Here is a 19,488-nt window from a genome sequence, read left to right as displayed (position 1 = left end):
CCGAAATTCATCACCCAGCCACATCACGTCGGGGAGCTGAGATCACGTGGCGAACGAGCAAGAACTCCGGGACTACCTCAAGCGGGCCATCGCCGATGCCCGGGACGCGAAGAAGCGTCTGCGCGAGGTGGAGGACAAGGCGCAGGAGCCCATCGCGATCGTCGGGATGGCGTGCCGGTACCCCGGCGGGGTCGCCACCCCCGATGACCTCTGGAAGCTGGTCACCGACGGGGTCGACGCGGTCGGCGGGTTCCCCGTCAACCGCGGCTGGGACCTGGAGGGGTTGTACGACACCGACCCCGACGCCGCGGGCACCTCGTACACCGCCGAGGGCGGGTTCCTGCACGAGGCCGACCGGTTCGACCCCGAGTTCTTCGGGATGTCCCCGCGCGAGGCGCTCGCCGTGGACCCCCAGCAGCGGCTGCTGCTGGAGACCACCTGGGAGGCCTTCGAGCGGGCCGGGATCGACCCGGCCTCGCTGCGGGGCAGCCGTACGGGCGTGTTCACGGGCCTGATGTACAACGACTACGGCTCGCGGGCCGGGCTGCCCCCCGAGGGCAACGAGGGGTACCTGTTCAGCGGCAGTGCGGGCAGCATCGCCTCGGGCCGGCTGGCTTACACCTTCGGGCTGGAGGGGCCGACGGTCACCGTCGACACGGCCTGCTCCTCCTCACTGGTGGCCATGCACATGGCGGCGAACGCGCTGCGCTCCGGCGAGTGCGACCTCGCGCTCGCCGGCGGCGCGGCCGTGATGTCGACGCCCACCGCCTTCATCGAGTTCTCCCGGCTGCGCGGCCTCTCCGCCGACGGCCGCTGCAAGTCCTTCTCGGAGCACGCGGACGGCACCGGCTGGGCCGAGGGCGTGGGTCTGCTGCTCGTGGAGCGGCTCTCCGACGCGCGGCGCAACGGGCACACCGTGCTCGCGGTGATCCGCGGTACGGCCGTCAATCAGGACGGCGCGTCCAACGGTCTGACCGCGCCCAACGGTCCCTCCCAGGAGCGGGTCATCCTCCAGGCGCTGGCCAACGCCGGTCTGACCACGGCCGACGTGGACGTGGTCGAGGCGCACGGCACCGGCACCTCGCTCGGCGACCCGATCGAGGCGCAGGCCCTGCTGGCGACGTACGGCCAGGATCGCCCGGAGGACCGCCCGCTGTACCTCGGGTCCCTGAAGTCGAACATCGGGCACAGCCAGGCGGCGGCCGGCGTCGGCGGCATCATCAAGATGGTCCAGGCGATCCGGCACGGGGTGCTGCCCCGGACCCTGCACGCGCAGGAGCCCTCGACCCGGATCGACTGGGAGGCGGGCGCGGTCGCGCTCCTCCACGAGGCCCGGGAGTGGCCCGAGACCGGTGCTCCGCGCCGGGCCGGCGTGTCCTCCTTCGGGTTCGGCGGAACCAACGCGCACGTGGTCGTCGAGCAGGCCCCGCCCGCCCCGGAGGCGGCCGACACGGAGTCGCAGCCGGCCCCGCCGGCCCTGCCGGTGGTGCCCTGGGTGCTGTCCGGCAAGTCGGCTCGGGCCGTGGCCGGGCAGGCGGAGCGGCTGCTGGCGTACGTGGACGCCCACGGGGACCTCGATCCGGCCGAGCTGGGCCGGGCGCTGGTCGGCGGGCGGGCGGCGTTCGACCACCGGGCGGTGGTCGCGGGCGTCGACCGTGAGGAGCTGGTGCGCGGCCTGCGGGCGCTGGCCGAGGACGGTTCCGCCCCGGGGCTGGTGCGGGGTGCGAAGTCCGGCGGGAAGTCGGCGTTCCTGTTCACGGGTCAGGGCGCGCAGCGCGCCGGGATGGGCGAGGAACTGTACGCCGCCTTCCCCGCCTACACCGCCGCCTTCGACGCCGTCGCAGCAGAACTGGACAAGCACCTCGACCGGCCGATCCGCGAGGTCATCACCACCGGCGAAGCCCTCGACGACACCGGCAACACCCAACCCGCCCTCTTCGCCCTCGAAGTCGCCCTCTACCGCCTCCTGGAAACCTGGGGCCTCAGGCCCGACCACCTCGCCGGCCACTCCATCGGCGAACTCTCCGCCGCACACATCGCCGGAATCCTCACCCTCCCCGACGCCGCGAAACTCGTCGCCGCCCGCGCCCGACTCATGCAGGCCCTGCCCACCGGCGGCGCCATGATCGCCCTCCAGGCCACCGAAACCGAAGTACTCCCCCACCTCGAAGACCTCCACGACCGCCTCGCCATCGCCGCCATCAACGGCCCCACATCGGTGGTCGTCTCCGGCGACGAGAACGCGGCGCTGCACCTCGCGGAGCGGTTCGAGGCGCAGGGCCGCAAGACCAAGCGGCTCACCGTCTCCCACGCCTTCCACTCCCCCCACATGGACGGAATGCTCACGGAGTTCAAGGCCCTCGCGGCCGGCCTGACCTACGACGAACCCCGCATCCCCATCGTCTCCACCCTCACGGGCCGACTCGCCGCCGGCGATGACCTGCGCACCGCCGACTACTGGACCGAACAGGTCCGCGGCGCCGTCCGCTTCACCGACGCCGTCACCACCCTGGAAACCCTCGGCACCACCACCTTCACCGAGATCGGCCCCGACGCCGTCCTCACCGCCCTGGTGAGGGGAGCCGTCGAGGACCCCGACGCCGCGGTGGCCGCGGCCACCCTGCGGGCGGGCCGCCCCGAGGCCCCGCAACTGGCCTCGGCCGTGGGCCAGGTGTACGCGCGAGGCGGTCGCGTCGACTGGTCCGCGTACTTCGGCGGCCGGCTCGACTCCGTCCTCGACCTGCCGACGTACGCCTTCCAGCGCGAGCGCTACTGGCTCGACGGCGTCGAGGCCCCCGCCGACGCGTCGGGGCTCGGCCTGAGCCCCACCGACCACCCCATCCTCGGGGCCAGCCTGGACCTCGCCGACGGGGAGCAGACCCTCTTCACCAGCCGGTTGTCGCTGCGCTCCCACCCCTGGCTGGGGGACCACGCCGTCCTCGGCAGCGTCCTGCTCCCGGGCACCGCCTTCGTGGAACTGGCCGTCCTGGCGGGAGGCCGGCTCGGCACCCCGCAGGTGGAGGAACTGACCCTGTCGGCCCCGCTGGTGCTGCCCGAGCACGGCGGCGTGCAGGTCCAGCTCGTGGTCGCGGAAGCGGACGCCTCGGGTCGCCGCGGGGTGGACGTGTACTCGCGTCCCGACGGCGAGGAGCCGGCCGAGGCCCGACCGTGGACCCTGAACGCCAAGGGCGTCCTGGCCCCCGCCGCCGAGACCGGCGGCGAGGCCCTGTCGGTGTGGCCGCCGGCCGGCGCGACCGAGGTCCCCCTGGACGGGGTGTACGAGCGGCTCGCCGCCCGGGACTACGCGTACGGCCCTGCCTTCCAGGGGCTGCGCCGCGTCTGGAAGGGCGAGGGGGAGATCTTCGCCGAGCTTGCCCTGCCGGACGCGCGGCGCGCCGACGCCGGACGCTTCCTGCTGCACCCGGCGCTGCTGGACTCGGCGCTGCACCCGCTGCTGCCGGGTGTGGTGGACGACGAGCGGGTGGCGCTGCTGCCGTTCTCCTGGTCCGGGGTGAGCGTGCACGCCACGGGCGCCGCCGCGCTGCGGGTGCGGTTGACGCTGACCGGCCCCGAGGTGGCCTCGCTGACGGTGGCCGACGGGACGGGCGCCCCGGTGGCGACCGTCGAGTCGCTGCTGCTGCGCCCGCTGTCGAAGGAGGCGCTGCGCGAGGCGAACTCCACGGCCCGCGACGGGCTGTTCCGGGTCGCCTGGAACACGCTGCCCGCCGCGCGCCCGACGGTGGACACCTCGGGCTGGGCCGTGATCGGCGACCTCGCCGTCGACGGTGCCCGCCCGTACGCCGACCTCGCCTCGGTCGCCGCGGCCGAAGCCGTGCCGACCACGCTCGTCCTCGCGCTGCCGGCCGGCGGCGTCGACACCGACGTGCCGGCCGCCACGCACCGCGCGGTGCGGGAGGCTCTCGCGACGGTCCAGTCCTGGACGGCCGACGAGCGGTTCGCCGACACCACGCTGGTGGTGGTCACCCGAGGCGCCGTCGCCACGGCGGGCGAGCCCGTGACCGATCTGGCGCAGGCCTCCGTGTGGGGTCTGCTGCGCGTGGCGCAGACGGAGAACCCGGGGCGGATCGTCCTGGTGGACCTGGACGGCGACACGCTGCCGGCCGCGGCCCTGGCCTCGGGCGAGCCGCAGATCGCGGTGCGCGGGGAGCGGCTGTTCGTGCCGCGTCTGGCCCGTACGAGTCAGGACGCGCAGGCGGTGACGCCGCGTTGGGACCGGGGTACCACCCTGATCACCGGCGCGACCGGAGCGCTGGGCGGCGTACTGGCCCGCCACCTGGTCACCGAACACGGCGCACGGCACCTGCTGCTCCTCAGCCGACGCGGCACCGAGGCGGCGGGCGCGGCCGAGTTGACGGCCGAACTGACCGGGCTCGGCGCCGAGGTCACCGTGGCCGCCTGCGATGTCGCCGACCGGGAGGCCCTGACGGGCGTGCTGGCGGCGATCCCCGCGGAGCAGCCGCTCACCGGCGTGATCCACACCGCGGGCGTACTGGACGACGGTCTGCTCTCCTCGCTCACCCCCGAGCGGCTGGAGAAGGTGCTGGCGCCCAAGGTCGACGCGGCCTGGAACCTGCATGACCTCACCAAGGACCTGGACCTGTCGGCCTTCGTGCTCTACTCCTCCATCGCGGGCCTGATCGGCAACGCCGGGCAGGCCAACTACGCGGCGGGCAACACCTTCCTGGACGCCCTCGCCCAGTACCGGCAGGCCAACGGCCTGCCGGCCACCTCGCTGGCCTGGGGCCTGTGGGCCCAGGCCTCCACCCTCAGCGGCTCGCTGGAAGAGGCCGACCTCAGGCGCATCGAGCGCACCGGTCTGCTGCCGCTGTCCTCCGCCGACGCGATGGACCTCTTCGACGCGGCCCCCGGCACCGGCGAGGCGATCCTCGCGGTGACCCGGCTGAACACCGCCGCGCTGCGCAAGCAGACCGACGGCCCGCACCCGCTGTTCCGGGGCCTGGTCACGGCCGCCCCGCGCAAGGCCGCGGCCCGCGCGGCCGGCGAGTCCTCGTTGGCCGACCGGCTGGGCGCGCTCTCCGCGACCGAACGGGACCAGGCGCTGATCGACCTGGTCCGGGCGAGGGTCGCCGGGGTGCTCGGGCACTCCGACCACACCGGCATCGACGCCGACCGCGCCTTCCAGGAACTGGGCTTCGACTCGCTGACCGCGGTGGAACTGCGCAACCAGCTCAACACGGCCACCGGCATGCGGCTGCCCAGCACCCTCGTCTTCGACTACCCGAACCCGGCGGCCCTGGCCGCGCACCTGTCGGCGGAGCTGTTCGGGGACCGCGAGAACGCCCCGGCCGCCGTCGTGGCCGCCACGGTCGCGGCCGGTTCGGGCGGAGCGCCGGAGCCGATCGCGATCGTCGGCATGGCCTGCCGCTACCCGGGCGGGGTCTCCTCGCCCGCGGACCTGTGGCGGCTGGTCGCGCGGGGCGCGGACGCGATCACCGAGTTCCCGGTCAACCGGGGCTGGGACCTGGAGAACCTGTACCACCCGGACCCCGACCACACGGGCACCACGTACGCCCGGGGCGGCGGCTTCCTGCACGACGCGGACCTGTTCGACCCGGAGTTCTTCGGGATGTCCCCGCGCGAGGCGCTGGCCACCGACCCGCAGCAGCGGCTGCTGTTGGAGACCGCCTGGGAGACCGTGGAGAACGCGGGCATCGTCCCGGCCTCGTTGCGCGGCAGCCGCACGGGCGTGTTCGCCGGTGTGATGTACCACGACTACGGCTCGGCGCTCACGACGATCCCGGAGGACCTGGAGGGCTACCTGGCCAGCGGCAACGCGGGCAGTGTGGCCTCGGGCCGGGTCTCGTACACGCTGGGCCTGGAGGGCCCGGCGGTCACCGTCGACACGGCCTGCTCCTCCTCGCTGGTGGCCATGCACATGGCGGCGAACGCGCTGCGCTCCGGCGAGTGCGACCTCGCGCTCGCCGGCGGTGTCACCGTGATGTCCAGCCCCACCTCGTACGTGGAGTTCTCCCGTCAGCGCGGGCTGTCCCCCGACGGCCGCTGCAAGCCCTTCGCCGCCGGCGCCGACGGCACCGGCTGGAGCGAGGGCGTGGGCCTGCTGCTGGTCGAGCGGCTCTCCGACGCCGAACGCAACGGGCACACCGTGCTCGCGGTCATCCGGGGCTCCGCCATCAACCAGGACGGTGCCTCCAACGGGCTGACCGCCCCCAACGGGCCGTCCCAGGAGCGGGTCATCCGCCAGGCCCTGGCCAACGCCGGTCTGACCACGGCCGACGTGGACGTCGTCGAGGCGCACGGCACGGGCACCACCCTGGGCGACCCGATCGAGGCGCAGGCCCTGCTGGCCACCTACGGCCAGGGGCGTCCGCAGGAGCGGCCGCTGTACCTCGGCTCCCTGAAGTCGAACATCGGGCACAGCCAGGCCGCCGCCGGCGTCGGCAGCGTCATCAAGATGATCGAGGCCATGCGCCACGAGGTGCTGCCCCGGACGCTGCACGTGGACGCGCCGTCCGGGCACGTCGACTGGGAGGCGGGCGCGGTCGAGCTGCTCACCGAGGCCCGGCCCTGGCAGACGTACGAGCGTCCGCGCCGTGCGGCCGTCTCCTCCTTCGGCATCAGCGGCACCAACGCGCACGTCATCATCGAACAGCCCGCGGCCCGGCCCGAGTCCGCGGCCGTCGACCGGGACCGGTCGCCGCTTGCGGTGGTGCCGTGGACCCTGTCCGGCAAGACGGCGCAGGCCGTGACGGACCAGGCCCGGCGGTTGCTGGAGCTGTTCTCCGGAGCCGGCGCGGACGTCGACCCGATCGACGTCGGTGTCTCCCTGGCGGGCGGTCGCTCGCTGTTCGAGCACCGGGCGGCGGTCGTCGGCACGGACCGGGAGGCCCTGGTGGAGGGCCTGCGGGCGCTCGCTTCGGGTGCCTCGGCGCCAGGGGTCGTGCGTGACAGCCGGGTCGGCGGGAAGTCGGCGTTCCTGTTCACGGGTCAGGGCGCGCAGCGCGCCGGGATGGGCGAGGAACTGTACGCCGCCTTCCCCGCCTACACCGCCGCCTTCGACGCCGTCGCAGCAGAACTGGACAAGCACCTCGACCGGCCGATCCGCGAGGTCATCACCACCGGCGAAGCCCTCGACGACACCGGCAACACCCAACCCGCCCTCTTCGCCCTCGAAGTCGCCCTCTACCGCCTCCTGGAAACCTGGGGCCTCAGGCCCGACCACCTCGCCGGCCACTCCATCGGCGAACTCTCCGCCGCACACATCGCCGGAATCCTCACCCTCCCCGACGCCGCGAAACTCGTCGCCGCCCGCGCCCGACTCATGCAGGCCCTGCCCACCGGCGGCGCCATGATCGCCCTCCAGGCCACCGAAACCGAAGTACTCCCCCACCTCGAAGACCTCCACGACCGCCTCGCCATCGCCGCCATCAACGGCCCCACATCGGTGGTCGTCTCCGGCGACGAGAACGCGGCGCTGCACCTCGCGGAGCGGTTCGAGGCGCAGGGCCGCAAGACCAAGCGGCTCACCGTCTCCCACGCCTTCCACTCCCCCCACATGGACGGAATGCTCACGGAGTTCAAGGCCCTCGCGGCCGGCCTGACCTACGACGAACCCCGCATCCCCATCGTCTCCACCCTCACGGGCCGACTCGCCACCGGCGACGACCTGCGCACCGCCGACTACTGGACCGAACAGGTCCGCGGCGCCGTCCGCTTCACCGACGCCGTCACCACCCTGGAAACCCTCGGCACCACCACCTTCACCGAGATCGGCCCCGACGCCGTCCTCACCGCCCTGGCGCAGAACATCGTGACGGACGCGGCCGCCGTGCCGCTGCTGCGGCGGGGTCGCCCCGACGCGGAGACCCTCGTCGCGGGCGTGGGCCGGCTGCACAGCCGCGGCGTCCGCGTCGACTGGGAGGCCTACTTCGCCGGTACGGGCGCCGAGCGGACCGACCTGCCGACGTACGCCTTCCAGCACGAGGCGTTCTGGTTGAAGGGATCGGGTGCGGTGGCCGACGCCGGGTACGGCCTGAACCCGACCGGGCACCCGCTGCTCGGGGCGGCCGTCACCATCGCCGGGGCCGACCAGGTGCTGTTCACCAGCCGGCTCTCGGTGCGCTCGCACCCGTGGCTGGCCGAGCACGCCGTCTTCGACTCGGCCGTCCTGCCGCCCTCCGCGCTGGTGGAGCTGGCGGTCCGGGCGAGCGACGAACTGGGGCTGGCCGGGCTCGCCGAGCTGGAGTCGAGCACCCCCGTGGTGCTGCCCGTACAGGGCGCCCTCCAACTCCAGTTGGGCGTGGGCCCGGTGGACGACTCCGGGCGGCGTCCCTTCACGGTCCACACCCGCGGTGACGAGGCCGAGGCCGGTTGGACGGCCCACGCGCACGGCGCCTTCGAGACCACCGGCGGACAGCAGGTGCCCGCCGCGGTGGGCGGCGAGGCCGTCGAGGTCCGGCTGCCCGAGGAGCTGCTGCCCGACGCGGCCGCCTACGAGCTGCACCCGGCGCTGCTGGAGGCCGCGCTCGCCGGGGCCGGCGGCGCCGGCGAGGCCGGCACGACCAGGGTCCCGGCCCGGTGGCAGGGTGTCCGGCTGCACGCGACCGGCGCGACCGCCGTGCGGGTGCGGATCGCCCCGCTCGACGGGGACGCGGACGGGGCCGTGACCGTACGGCTCTCGGACGCGGAGGAGCAGCCCGTCGCCACGATCGAGCGGCTCGTCTTCCGGGACGTGCCGGACGAGGAGTTCACCGCGCGCGCCGGCGGCAACCTGCCGCTGTTCCGGGTGGACTGGTCGGCCACCGCGCTGCCCGAGCCGGGCAGCCGGGTCCGCTGGGGCGTCCTCGGCGCCGCCGAGGGCGGTTTCGACGGGCCGTCCTTCGAGGAGGTGGCGGCGGTCGGCAAGGCCGCCGAGGCCGGTGCCGCCGTGGACGCCGTGGTGGCCCGCATCGCGCCGGACACCTCGGGTGACGTGGTGGGCGCGGCCCACGCGGCGGCGCGACAGGCCCTGTCGCTGGCGCAGGACTGGCTGGCCGACGACCGGTTGGAGGCGACCCGTCTGGTGGTCCTCACCCGGGGCGCGGTCGACACCGGTTCCGAGGGGGTTCCCGAGCCGGGCTCGGCCACCGTGTGGGGGCTGCTGCGCTCCGCGCAGGCCGAGGCCCCGGACCGGATCGTGCTGGTCGACCTGGACCACACGGACGCCGGCGCGGTGCCGGTGGACGCCCTGTCCGCCGTACTCGCCTCGGGCGAGCCGCAGGCGGCGCTGCGCGGCGGCGAGGTACTGCTGCCGAGGCTGCGCCGCGTGGTCTCCGAGAGCGAGGGCGCGCCGACCCCGTGGGGTCCGGAGGGCACCGTGCTGATCACCGGTGGTACCGGGGCGCTGGGCGCGCTGTTCGCCCGGCACCTGGTCGCCGAGCACGGCGTACGGAACCTGCTGCTGGTCAGCCGCAGGGGTGCGGACGCCGAGGGCGCGGCGGAGTTGCGGGCCGAACTCGGGGCGCTCGGCGCCCGGGTGACGCTGTCCTCCGTGGACGTCTCCGACCGGGACGCGCTGGCCGCGGCCCTGGCGGCGATCCCGACGGAACATCCGCTGCGGGGCGTGGTGCACGCCGCGGGTGTCCTCGACAACGCTCTGGTCGCGGCGCTCGGACCGGACAGTCTGACCGCCGTGCTGCGTCCGAAGGCGGACGCGGCCTGGCACCTGCACGAGTTGACGCGGGACCTGGGGTTGTCGGCCTTCGTGCTGTTCTCCTCCAGCGTCGGTGTCATCGGTGGCCCCGGCCAGTCCAACTACGCGGCGGCCAACGCCTTCCTGGACGGCCTGGCCGCGCACCGTCGGACCCTCGGGCTGCCGGCGACCTCACTGGCCTGGGGCCTGTGGGACCTGAGCCACGGAATCAACGCGGGCCTGGACGAGAACGACCTGAAGCGGTTCGGCCGCGAGGGCTTCCGGCCGGTCACCCCGCAGGAGGGAGGCGGTCTCTTCGACGCGGCCGCGGCCGGCGGCGGCCCGGCGGTCGTGGTGCTCCCGGTCGACCTGTCCGCGATGCGGGCGCACGGCCTGGTGCCGCCGGTGTTCCGGTCCCTGGTGCGGGTGGCGAACCGGCGCGCGGCCCAGTCCGGCACGGGCTCCGTGGAGCTCCTCGCGACCCGGCTGGCCGGGTTGTCGGCGCTGGAGCAGCACCAGCTGGTGCTGGACCTCGTACGCGGTGAAGTGGCCACGGTGCTGGGGCACTCGGGCCAGGACGCGGTGCAGGCCGACCGGGCCTTCCAGGAGATGGGCTTCGACTCCATGACGGCGGTGGAACTGCGCAACCGTCTCGGTGCGGCGACGGGGGTGAGGCTGTCCGCCACGGTGGTCTTCGACCACCCGACCCCCACCGCCCTCGCGGAGCACGTGCTGGGCGAGGTGGCGCCCGACGGCGCCGGCGACGCGTCGGCGCCCGTGATGGCCGACCTTGACCGGGTGGAGGCGAGCCTGACCGCCCTCCTGGAGGACGTCCAGGCGCGCTCCACGGTCTCTGTACGTCTCCAGGCGATCCTGTCCCGGCTGAACGAGGCGACGGCAACGGCAGCGGGCCCGGACCTGGCGAGCACGATCGAATCCGCTTCCGCGGACGACCTCTTCGACTTCATCGACAACCAGCTCGGCCGTTCCGCGAACTGATGGTCCCGACGTACGCAGCTCTGAGGAGAAGTTGATTTCGCATGTCCAATGAGACCAAGTCCAACGAACCGGCAGCGTCCACGGACCAGGCTGTTTCCAAAGAACAGAAGATGGTCGAGTACCTCAAGTGGGTGACCACCGACCTTCAGAAGACGAGGCAGCGGGTCGCGGAACTGGAGGCCGGCCAGGACGAGCCGGTCGCCATCGTCGGCATGGCCTGCCGCTTCCCGGGCGGGGTGACCTCTCCGGAGACCCTGTGGAAGCTGGTCATGGACGAGGCCGACGGGATCACCGACTGGCCCGAGGACCGCGGCTGGGACATCGACGCCCTCTACGACCCGGAGCGCGGCAAGCCCGGCAAGTCGTACACGAAGAAGGGTGGGTTCCTTGCGGGCGCGGCCCTCTTCGACCCCGGCTTCTTCGGGATCTCGCCCCGTGAGGCGCTCGCCATGGACCCGCAGCAGCGGGTGCTGTTGGAGACCGCGTGGGAGACGTTCGAGCAGGCGGGCATCGACCCGACCTCGCTGCGGGGCACCCCGGTCGGCGTGTTCGCGGGCGTGGTGGAGCAGAGCTACCTGGGGCTGGAGGGCCCCGAGGAGCTTGAGGGCTACCTGATGACGAGCAAGTTGAGCGCCGTCGCCTCGGGCCGCATCGCGTACTCCTTCGGTTTCGAGGGCCCGGCCGTGTCCGTGGACACGGCGTGCTCCTCCTCGCTGGTGGCCCTGCACCTGGCGGTGCAGTCGGTCCGCAAGGGCGAGTCGTCCATGGCGCTGGCGGGCGGTTCGACGGTGTCGGGCAACCCGAGCGGGTTCGTCGACTTCTCGCGGCAGAACGGGCTGGCCGAGGACGGCCGGATCAAGTCGTTCGCGGCGGCGGCCGACGGCACCGCGTGGTCGGAGGGCGTCGGTCTGCTGCTCGTCGAGAAGCTGTCGGACGCCCGGCGCAACGGCCACGAGGTCCTCGCCGTGATCCGCGGCAGCGCCGTCAACCAGGACGGCGCCTCCAACGGGCTGACCGCTCCCAACGGCCCCTCCCAGGAGCGGGTCATCCACCAGGCGTTGGCCGCCGCGAAGCTGTTCGCGGCCGACGTGGACGCGGTGGAGGCGCACGGCACCGGGACCCGGCTCGGCGACCCGATCGAGGCGCAGGCGCTGCTGGCCACCTACGGGCAGAACCGCCCGGCGGACCGGCCGCTGCACCTGGGCTCGTTGAAGTCGAACATCGGGCACAGCGTCGCGGCGGCCGGCGCGGGCGGCGTCATCAAGATGATCATGGCGATGCGGCACGGGGTGCTGCCACGGACCCTCAACATCGACGAGCCGACCCCGATGGTCGACTGGGACGCGGGCGCCGTCTCCTTGCTGACCGAGGCCCGCCCGTGGCCCGCCGGCGGCGCGCCGCGCCGCGCCGGCATCTCCGCCTTCGGCGTCAGCGGCACCAACGCCCACGTCATCCTGGAGGAGCCGCCGACCGAGGAGGCCTCCGAGGAGGCGCAGCCGGCCGGCGACGCGCCCGTCCGCGCGCTCCCCTTCCTGCCGTGGACGCTGGGCGCGAAGACCCCCGACGCGCTCGCCGACCAGGCCCGGCGCCTGCTGGAGCTGGTCGAGGCCGACGCCGGAACCTCCCCGCTGGACGTGGCGTACTCGCTGGCCACCGGCCGTGCGGCGCTGGAGCAGCGCGCGGTGGTCGTCGGCGCCGACCGGGACGCGCTGCTGGAGGGCCTGCGCTCGCTGGCCGCCGGCGCACCGGACGCGAGCGTGGTGCGGGGCGCGAAGGCGGGCGGCCACACGGCGTTCGTCTTCACCGGCCAGGGCGCGCAGCGTGCCGGGATGGGCGAGGAGCTGTACGCGCACTTCCCCGTGTACGCCGAGGCCTTCGACGCGGTCGCCGCCGAGCTGGACAAGCACCTGGACCGGCCGATCCGCGAGGTCATCGCCTCGGGCACGGACCTGGACGAGACGGGCTACACCCAGCCGGCCCTGTTCGCCGTCGAGGTGGCCCTGTACCGCCTCGTCGAGTCCTGGGGGATCACCCCCGACCACCTCGCGGGGCACTCCATCGGCGAGCTGACGGCCGCCCACATCGCGGGCGTCCTCGACCTCCCGGACACCGCGAAGCTGGTGGTCGCCCGGGCGCGGCTGATGCAGGCCCTGCCCACCGGCGGCGCCATGATCGCCGTCCAGGCCACGGAGGCGGAGGTGCTGCCGCTCCTCGAAGGCCTGGAGGACCGGCTCTCGATCGCCGCCGTCAACGGCCCGACCTCCGTCGTCGTCTCCGGCGACGAGGAAGCCGCCCTCAAGGTCGCGGGAAAGCTCGCCGAACGGGGCCGCAAGAGCAAGCGCCTGACGGTCTCGCACGCCTTCCACTCCCCCCACATGAACGGCATGCTGGAGGAGTTCCGGAAGGTCGCGGCCACCCTCACCTACAACAAGCCGCAGCTGCCCGTCATCTCCACCCTCACCGGCAAGCTCGCCACCGGCGACGACCTGCGCACCCCCGGCTACTGGACCGACCAGGTCCGCGGCGCCGTCCGCTTCACCGACGCGGTCCACACCATGGAGCAGTTCGGCGCGACGACCTTCGTCGAGATCGGCCCCGACGCCGTCCTGGCCGGGCTGGTCCGCGACACCCTCACCGACGCGACGGCCGTACCGCTGCTGCGCCGGGGCCGCCCCGACGCCGAGACCCTCGTCAGCGGGCTCGGCCGGCTCCACACGGCGGGCGTTCCCGTCGGGTGGCGGGCGTTCTTCGCCGACACGGGCGCCCGCCGCGCCGACCTGCCGACGTACGCCTTCCAGCACGAGCGGTACTGGGTCGAGACCAGCGGGATCGTGGCCGACGCCTCCGACCTGGGCCTCGAATCGGCGGACCACCCGCTGCTCGGCGCCGCGGTCACCATCGCCGGCTCCGACCAGGTCCTGTTCACCAGCCGGCTCTCGCTGCGCACCCATCCCTGGCTCGCGGACCACATCGTCCTGGGCCAGATCCTGGTGCCGGCGACCGCGCTGATCGAGATGGCGATCCGCGCCGGCGACGAGCTGGGCAGCACCGTCCTCGACGACCTGTCGATCCTCGGCCCGCTGGCCCTGCCCGAGAAGGGCGGCATCCACCTCCAGGTCAGCGTGGGCTCCGCCGCCGGCGGCGGCCGCCGCGAGCTGGCGATCTACTCGCGGCCCGACAACGCCGACGTGCCGTGGACCCTCAACGCCCGCGGTCACCTCAGCTTCCAGGGCGCCGACGAGCCGTTCGCGCTCACCGAGTGGCCGCCCGCCGGGGCCGAGGAGGTCCCGCTGCACGACGCGTACGAGAAGCTCGCCACGCAAGGCTACGTCTACGGCCCGGTCTACCGGGGCCTGGACGCCGTCTGGCGCCGCGACGACGAGGTGTACGCCGAGGTGAGCCTGCCCGACGGCAGCCGCACCAGCCAGGCCGGTTTCGGCCTGCACCCGGCCCTCCTCGAAGTCGCGCTGGCGGCCTCCTGCCTCGCGAGCTACGGCACCGTCCCCGAGGGCGCGGTCTGGATCTCCACCGACTGGAAGGGCGTCCGGCTGTACGCGACCGGCGCCTCCAAGCTGCGCGTACGGCTCTCGCTCGACGCCGACGACGCGCTGGTCGTCCAGCTCGCCGACCAGAGCGGACAGCCCGTCGCCCGGGTCGCGTCGGTCGCCTGCCGGGCCATCGCCGTCGGCGAGGTCTCCAACGCCCTGGCCCGCCGGCGCGACTCCCTCTTCCACGTCGACTGGGCGCCCTACCCGGTCGTCGCCACCGGGGACACCACCCACTGGGCGACCCTGGGCAAGGACGGTTTCGGGGACCGCCGGTTCACCGACGTGGCCCGGGCCGCGCGGGTCATCGGCGCCGGCGAACGCGTCGACGTCGTCCTGGCCCGCCAGGAGACTCCCGACACCGGGGACCGGGCCGCCGACGTGCACACGGCGGCCCGGAACGCGCTGGCCCTCGTACAGAACTGGCTGGCCGAGGAACGCCTCACCGACACCCGGCTGGTGGTCCTCACCCGCGGCGGTGTGGCCGCCCGCGACGAGGACGTCACCGACCTGGGCGCGGCCACCGTGTGGGGCCTGCTGCGCTCCGCGCAGTCCGAGAACCCCGGCCGGATCGTGCTCGTCGACCACGACCTCGACCTGGACGACCCCGCCGCCGACCCGTTCGCGGTACTGGCCTCGGTGGTCGCCTCCGGGGAACCGCAGTCGGCCGTCCGCGCCGGGCAGGTGCTGATACCGCGCCTGGGCCGGATCTCCGAGTCGGCCGCGGGCCGCACCGGCGAGTGGAACCCCGACGGCACCGTCCTGATCACCGGGGGCACCGGCAGCCTCGGCGCCCTGTTCGCCCGGCACCTGGTCGTCGAGCACGGTGTACGGAACCTGCTGCTCACCAGCCGGCGCGGTCTCGCCGCCGAGGGGGCGGGCGCGCTCGCGGCCGAACTGACCTCGCTCGGCGCCCGGGTGACCATCGCGGCCTGCGACGTCGCCGACCGGGAGGCGCTGGCCGCGGTGCTGGCGGACGTCCCGCGTTCGCACCCGCTGACCGGTGTCCTGCACACCGCCGGCGTCCTGGACGACGGGCTGATCGGATCGCAGACCCCGGAACGGCTCTCGGCGGTGCTGCGGCCCAAGGTCGACGCCTCGTGGAACCTGCACGAGCTGACGAAGGACCTGGACCTGTCCGCCTTCGTGCTCTTCTCGTCGATCGCGGCGGTCGTCGGCGGTCCCGGCCAGTCCACGTACTCGGCCGCGAACCACTTCCTCGACGGCCTCGCCCAGCACCGCAAGGCCCGGGGCCTCGCCGCGACGTCGCTCGCCTGGGGCCTGTGGTCCCAGACCAGCGGCATGACCGGTCACCTCGACCAGGCCGACCTCCAGCGCATCGCCCGCAGCGGCTTCCGCCCCGTGGAGTCCGAGCAGGGCCCCGCCCTGCTGGACATCGCGTTGGAGACCGGTCACGCGGCGCTGGTCGCCACCCCGATGGACCTCGCGACCCTGCGGGAACAGGTCCAGGTGCCGGTGCTGCTGAGCAAGCTGGTCCGCACGCCGGCCCGCCGGACCGCCCAGAACACCGAGGTCACCACGGAGACCCTGGCGGACCGGCTGGCCGGGCTGGCGGCCGAGGAGCAGTCGCGGGCGGTGCTGGAGGTCGTCCTCGCGCAGGTCTCGGCGGTCCTCGGGCACTCCGACACCTCGGCGATCGACACCGGGCAGCCGTTCTCGGCGCTGGGCTTCGACTCGCTCACCTCGGTCGAGCTGCGCAACCAGTTGGGCACGGCCACCGGCCTCAAGCTGCCGCCGACGCTGGTCTTCGACCACCCGACGCCGCTCGCGCTCGCCGCGTTCCTGCACGGCGAGGTCGCCAGCGGTTCCGCCGGCCGCAAGGGAACGGACTACGCGGCGGAGATCCGGCTCGCCGACGACATCCGGCCCGCGCAGGAGGTCGTACGGACCGCCGTGGACCCGAAGGAGATCCTGCTGACGGGGGCCAGCGGCTTCCTCGGCGCGTTCCTGCTGCGGGACCTGATGCGCGGCTCCACGGGCCGGGTGCGCTGCCTGGTCCGCGGCGAGGACGAGGCCTCGGCCCTGGAGCGGCTGAAGGCCAACGCCCGCTGGTACCGGGCGTGGGACGAGATCGACGAGGACCGGCTGTCGATCGTCCTCGGCGACCTGGCCGAGCCGCGGCTCGGCCTGACCGAGGAGGCCTTCGACGCCCTCGCCCGCACCGTCGACGTGGTCTACCACAACGGCGCCCGGGTGCACTGGCTGCACCCGTACGAGACCCTCAAGGCCTCGAACGTGACGGGTACGGAGGAGGTGCTGCGGCTCGCGGCGCGCCACCGCACCGTGCCGGTGCACTACGTCTCCACCGTCGGTGTCTTCAACGGGGTGCGCGAGCCCGGCGTCCCGCTGAAGGTGACCGACCCGACCGGGCCGGCCGAGGCCCTCGCGAGCGGGTACCTGCGCTCCAAGTGGGTCGCGGAGCAGATCATCGGGCTGGCCCGGGACCGGGGCCTGCCGGTCTCGGTCTACCGCGTCGACGTGATCTCCGGCGACCAGGTCAACGGCGCCTGCCAGACCGCCGACTTCGTGTGGCTGACGCTGAAGGGGCTGGTCCAGTCCCGGAGCATCCCCAAGGGCACCGAGGGCCGCTTCCACCTGCTGCCGGTCGACTACGTCAGCGCGGCCATCACCGGCATCTCGCGGCAGCCCGGCGCGATGGGCCGCACCTTCCACCTCTTCAACCAGAGTTCGCTGGCCCTGACCCGGTGCGCCGAGTTCCTGCGCGGCCTGGGCTACGAGCTCGACGAGGTGAGCTGGGACAACTGGAACACCACGGTGAAGGCGGGCGACAACGCGCTGCTGCCGCTGTTGGACGCCTTCGAGATGATGACGTCCGACACCGACGGGTTCTACCCGCCGATCGACACCACCGAGACGGCGGCGGCCCTGGCCGGGACCGGCGTCGAGATCCCCGTGCTGACGAAGGAGCTGTTCGAGAAGTACGTCGGCTTCTTCGTCGAGGAAGGCCACTTCCCGGCGGCCCCGTGACGGGGGCGGCCACGAGAGAGCCCCGCCGGCCCGAGGCCGGCGGGGCTCTCCCCTTGGGTGCGGCACCGCGTGTGAGGGGCGCGGTGCCGCGGTGTGAGGAATCGTTACGGCAGGCGGATGCCGAGGCGGTGCGAGAAGACGTCCCGCGGGTCCCACTTCGCCTTGGCCCGCTGGAGGCGCGGGTAGTTGTCCTTGAAGTAGAGCCGGTGCCAGGGGACGCCCGAGGTGTTGAGCGTCGGATCGGCGATGTCGGCGTCCGCGTAGTTGATGTAGCAGCCGTCGTTGACCCCGCCCGGGCGGGGCACGCCGCCGGTGCTCGCGTACACGTCCGCGTAGGCCTCGCGCACCCAGTTCTGGTGGACCGCGTCGTCCGCCGGGTTCGTCCAGAGGCTGCAGTAGAGCATCTTGGCGACGGAGTCCCGCTGGGCGGTTGCGGTGTCCGCGCTCGCCGTGTCGTTGATCCTGCCGCCGAAGCTGACCAGGGCGATCATCCCGTACGGTCCCGGGTAGTCGGTGCGGGTCAGCTGCCGGTACATCGCCTTCAGCTGGTCCTGCGGCATCGCCTTGCGGATGTACGCCGACTTGGACTTCCAGCGCGGCACGGCGGCCTCGACGAAGCCGGACCACTCCGTGACCGCGTACAGCCACGGCGCCCGGTAGCGGTCGCCGACGGTGTAGCGGACCCCGGTGCCCTCGGAGACGGCCGCGAGGAACCCGTCGAGCACCTGGTCGGCGTTCGGAGCCGCCGCGTCGATCTGGGTGCTCATCCGGAAGTAGCCGGCCGCCTTGTGCATCGCCTTGAACTGGCTGTAGAGGAATCGGCCCGGGGCGCCGGGGCCCGAGTTGTTCTCGTGCCAGACGTTGAAGTTGTGCACGAGCCGGGTGAAGCTCGCCTCGTCCAGGTCGTCCCAGGACCAGCTGACGTCCGACAGGATCACCTCGGAGGGCGCCTTGGGCAGCAGCTTCGTCGGATCGTCGCCGGTGGCGCCCGGGGAGCGCAGCCAGTACTTGGTGACGATCCCGAAGTTTCCGCCGCCGCCCCCGGTGTGGGCCCACCACAGCTCGCGGTTCGGGTCGTTCGCCTCACGGGTCGCGACCACCTTGCGGGCCCGGCCGTTCTGGTCGACGTGGACGACCTCGACGGCGTACAGGTGGTCGACGGTCAGTCCGCGCGAACGTGACAGCGCGCCGTAGCCGCCGCCGCTGATGTGTCCGCCGGCGCCGACGGTCGGGCAGGTGCCGCCGGGCAGGACGACGCCCCAACGCTTGTAGAGGGTGCGGTAGACGGTGCCCAGCAGGGCGCCCGGCTCGACGGCGATGGCCCGCATCCGCGGGTCGTACTCGAGGGAGCCCAGCCCGGCCATGTCGATGACGACCCGGACCTCGGGGTTGGTGGTGAAGTCCTCGTCGCAGTGGCCGCCGCTGCGGACCACGACCTTGAGTTTCCTGTCGACGGCCTCCTGCACCGCGCTGACGACCTGGTCGGCGGAGCCGACGAGCCGTACGTAGTCGGGGGAGCCGACCCAGCGCTGGTTGGAGCCCGATATGAGGCCGCGGTAGCGCGGATCGGTGCGGGTGACGGTGATCGGGTCGGGGACGGCCGCGCGGACGGCGGCCTCCCCGGTGCCTTCGACGACGGCCGCCTCGGCGGTTCCCGCGGCCGCCACGACACCGATCGTGGGCACCGCCAGAGCGCCGCCGGTCAGCGCCGCGCCTTTCATGAGCACCCGACGGGACACATCGGTCATGACCGCATACCTCCATGAGACACGAGAGAAGAGCCGGAGAAGAGCGCCGGAGCAGAGCCGCGGCACGAGAACCGCGGGAGAACCCGGGGCGCGGCCACCCGACCACAACTCGGTCACCAGGCGTTCTCTGGCGGTCCTCGTGCGGTGATTACCTGCCGGTGGGCCGCCGGCGAAGAGCCGGGGCTACGTTTTTGACGTCGATGGTTCGAACTGTCACCGAAGTTGAGGAGAGCGTTCGTGCGTAAGGTGCTGATTGCGAACCGCGGCGAGATCGCTGTCCGCGTTGCTCGGGCTTGCCGGGATGCGGGGATCGGGAGTGTGGCTGTTTACGCGGATCCGGATCGGGACGCTCTGCATGTGCGTGCGGCGGATGAGGCTTTCGCGTTGGGTGGTGACACCCCGGCCGCCAGCTATTTGGACATCGCGAAGGTTCTGCAGGCGGCGGCGGACTCCGGCGCGGACGCGATCCATCCCGGGTACGGCTTCCTGTCGGAGAACGCCGACTTCGCCCAGGCCG

Annotated in this window: 3 protein-coding genes and 1 pseudogene; 3 read left to right on the top strand and 1 reads right to left on the bottom strand. The window is 73.4% G+C overall.

Annotation, left to right across the window (positions count from 1 at the left end):
* Positions 1-49 precede the first annotated feature (49 nt).
* Together OTB19_RS09750 and OTB19_RS09745 are read left to right on the top strand one after the other, a co-directional pair.
* A pseudogene (locus OTB19_RS09750) lies at positions 50-10,669 on the top strand (SDR family NAD(P)-dependent oxidoreductase); the annotation flags it as partial.
* Between the two features lie 41 nt (positions 10,670-10,710).
* Positions 10,711-17,223 (top strand): type I polyketide synthase, encoded by a 6,513-nt coding sequence (locus OTB19_RS09745; RefSeq protein ID WP_267797644.1) that lies wholly within the window; start codon positions 10,711-10,713, stop codon positions 17,221-17,223.
* A gap of 104 nt (positions 17,224-17,327) precedes the next feature.
* Here OTB19_RS09745 and OTB19_RS09740 read toward each other — a convergent pair whose 3' ends face one another.
* Positions 17,328-18,971, bottom strand: coding sequence for an FAD-binding oxidoreductase (locus tag OTB19_RS09740; RefSeq protein ID WP_267797643.1), 1,644 nt, complete (start codon positions 18,969-18,971; stop codon positions 17,328-17,330).
* 237 nt (positions 18,972-19,208) lie between these two features.
* Between OTB19_RS09740 and OTB19_RS09735 the strand changes: the two genes are divergently transcribed.
* The coding region (locus OTB19_RS09735) for a biotin carboxylase N-terminal domain-containing protein (protein WP_324290512.1) at positions 19,209-19,488 on the top strand (280 nt) is incomplete at its 3' end.

The organism is Streptomyces sp. H27-H5 (genome assembly GCF_026627505.1).
GTDB lineage: Bacteria > Actinomycetota > Actinomycetes > Streptomycetales > Streptomycetaceae > Streptomyces.
This window is presented reverse-complemented; position numbering and strand designations above follow the sequence as displayed.

Bases quoted from the DNA above. Each gene is read 5' to 3' on its own strand.
- OTB19_RS09745 (WP_267797644.1), top strand. From the start codon at position 10,711: ATGTCCAATGAGACCAAGTCCAACGAACCGGCAGCGTCCACGGACCAG.
- OTB19_RS09740 (WP_267797643.1), bottom strand. From the start codon at position 18,971: ATGACCGATGTGTCCCGTCGGGTGCTCATGAAAGGCGCGGCGCTGACC.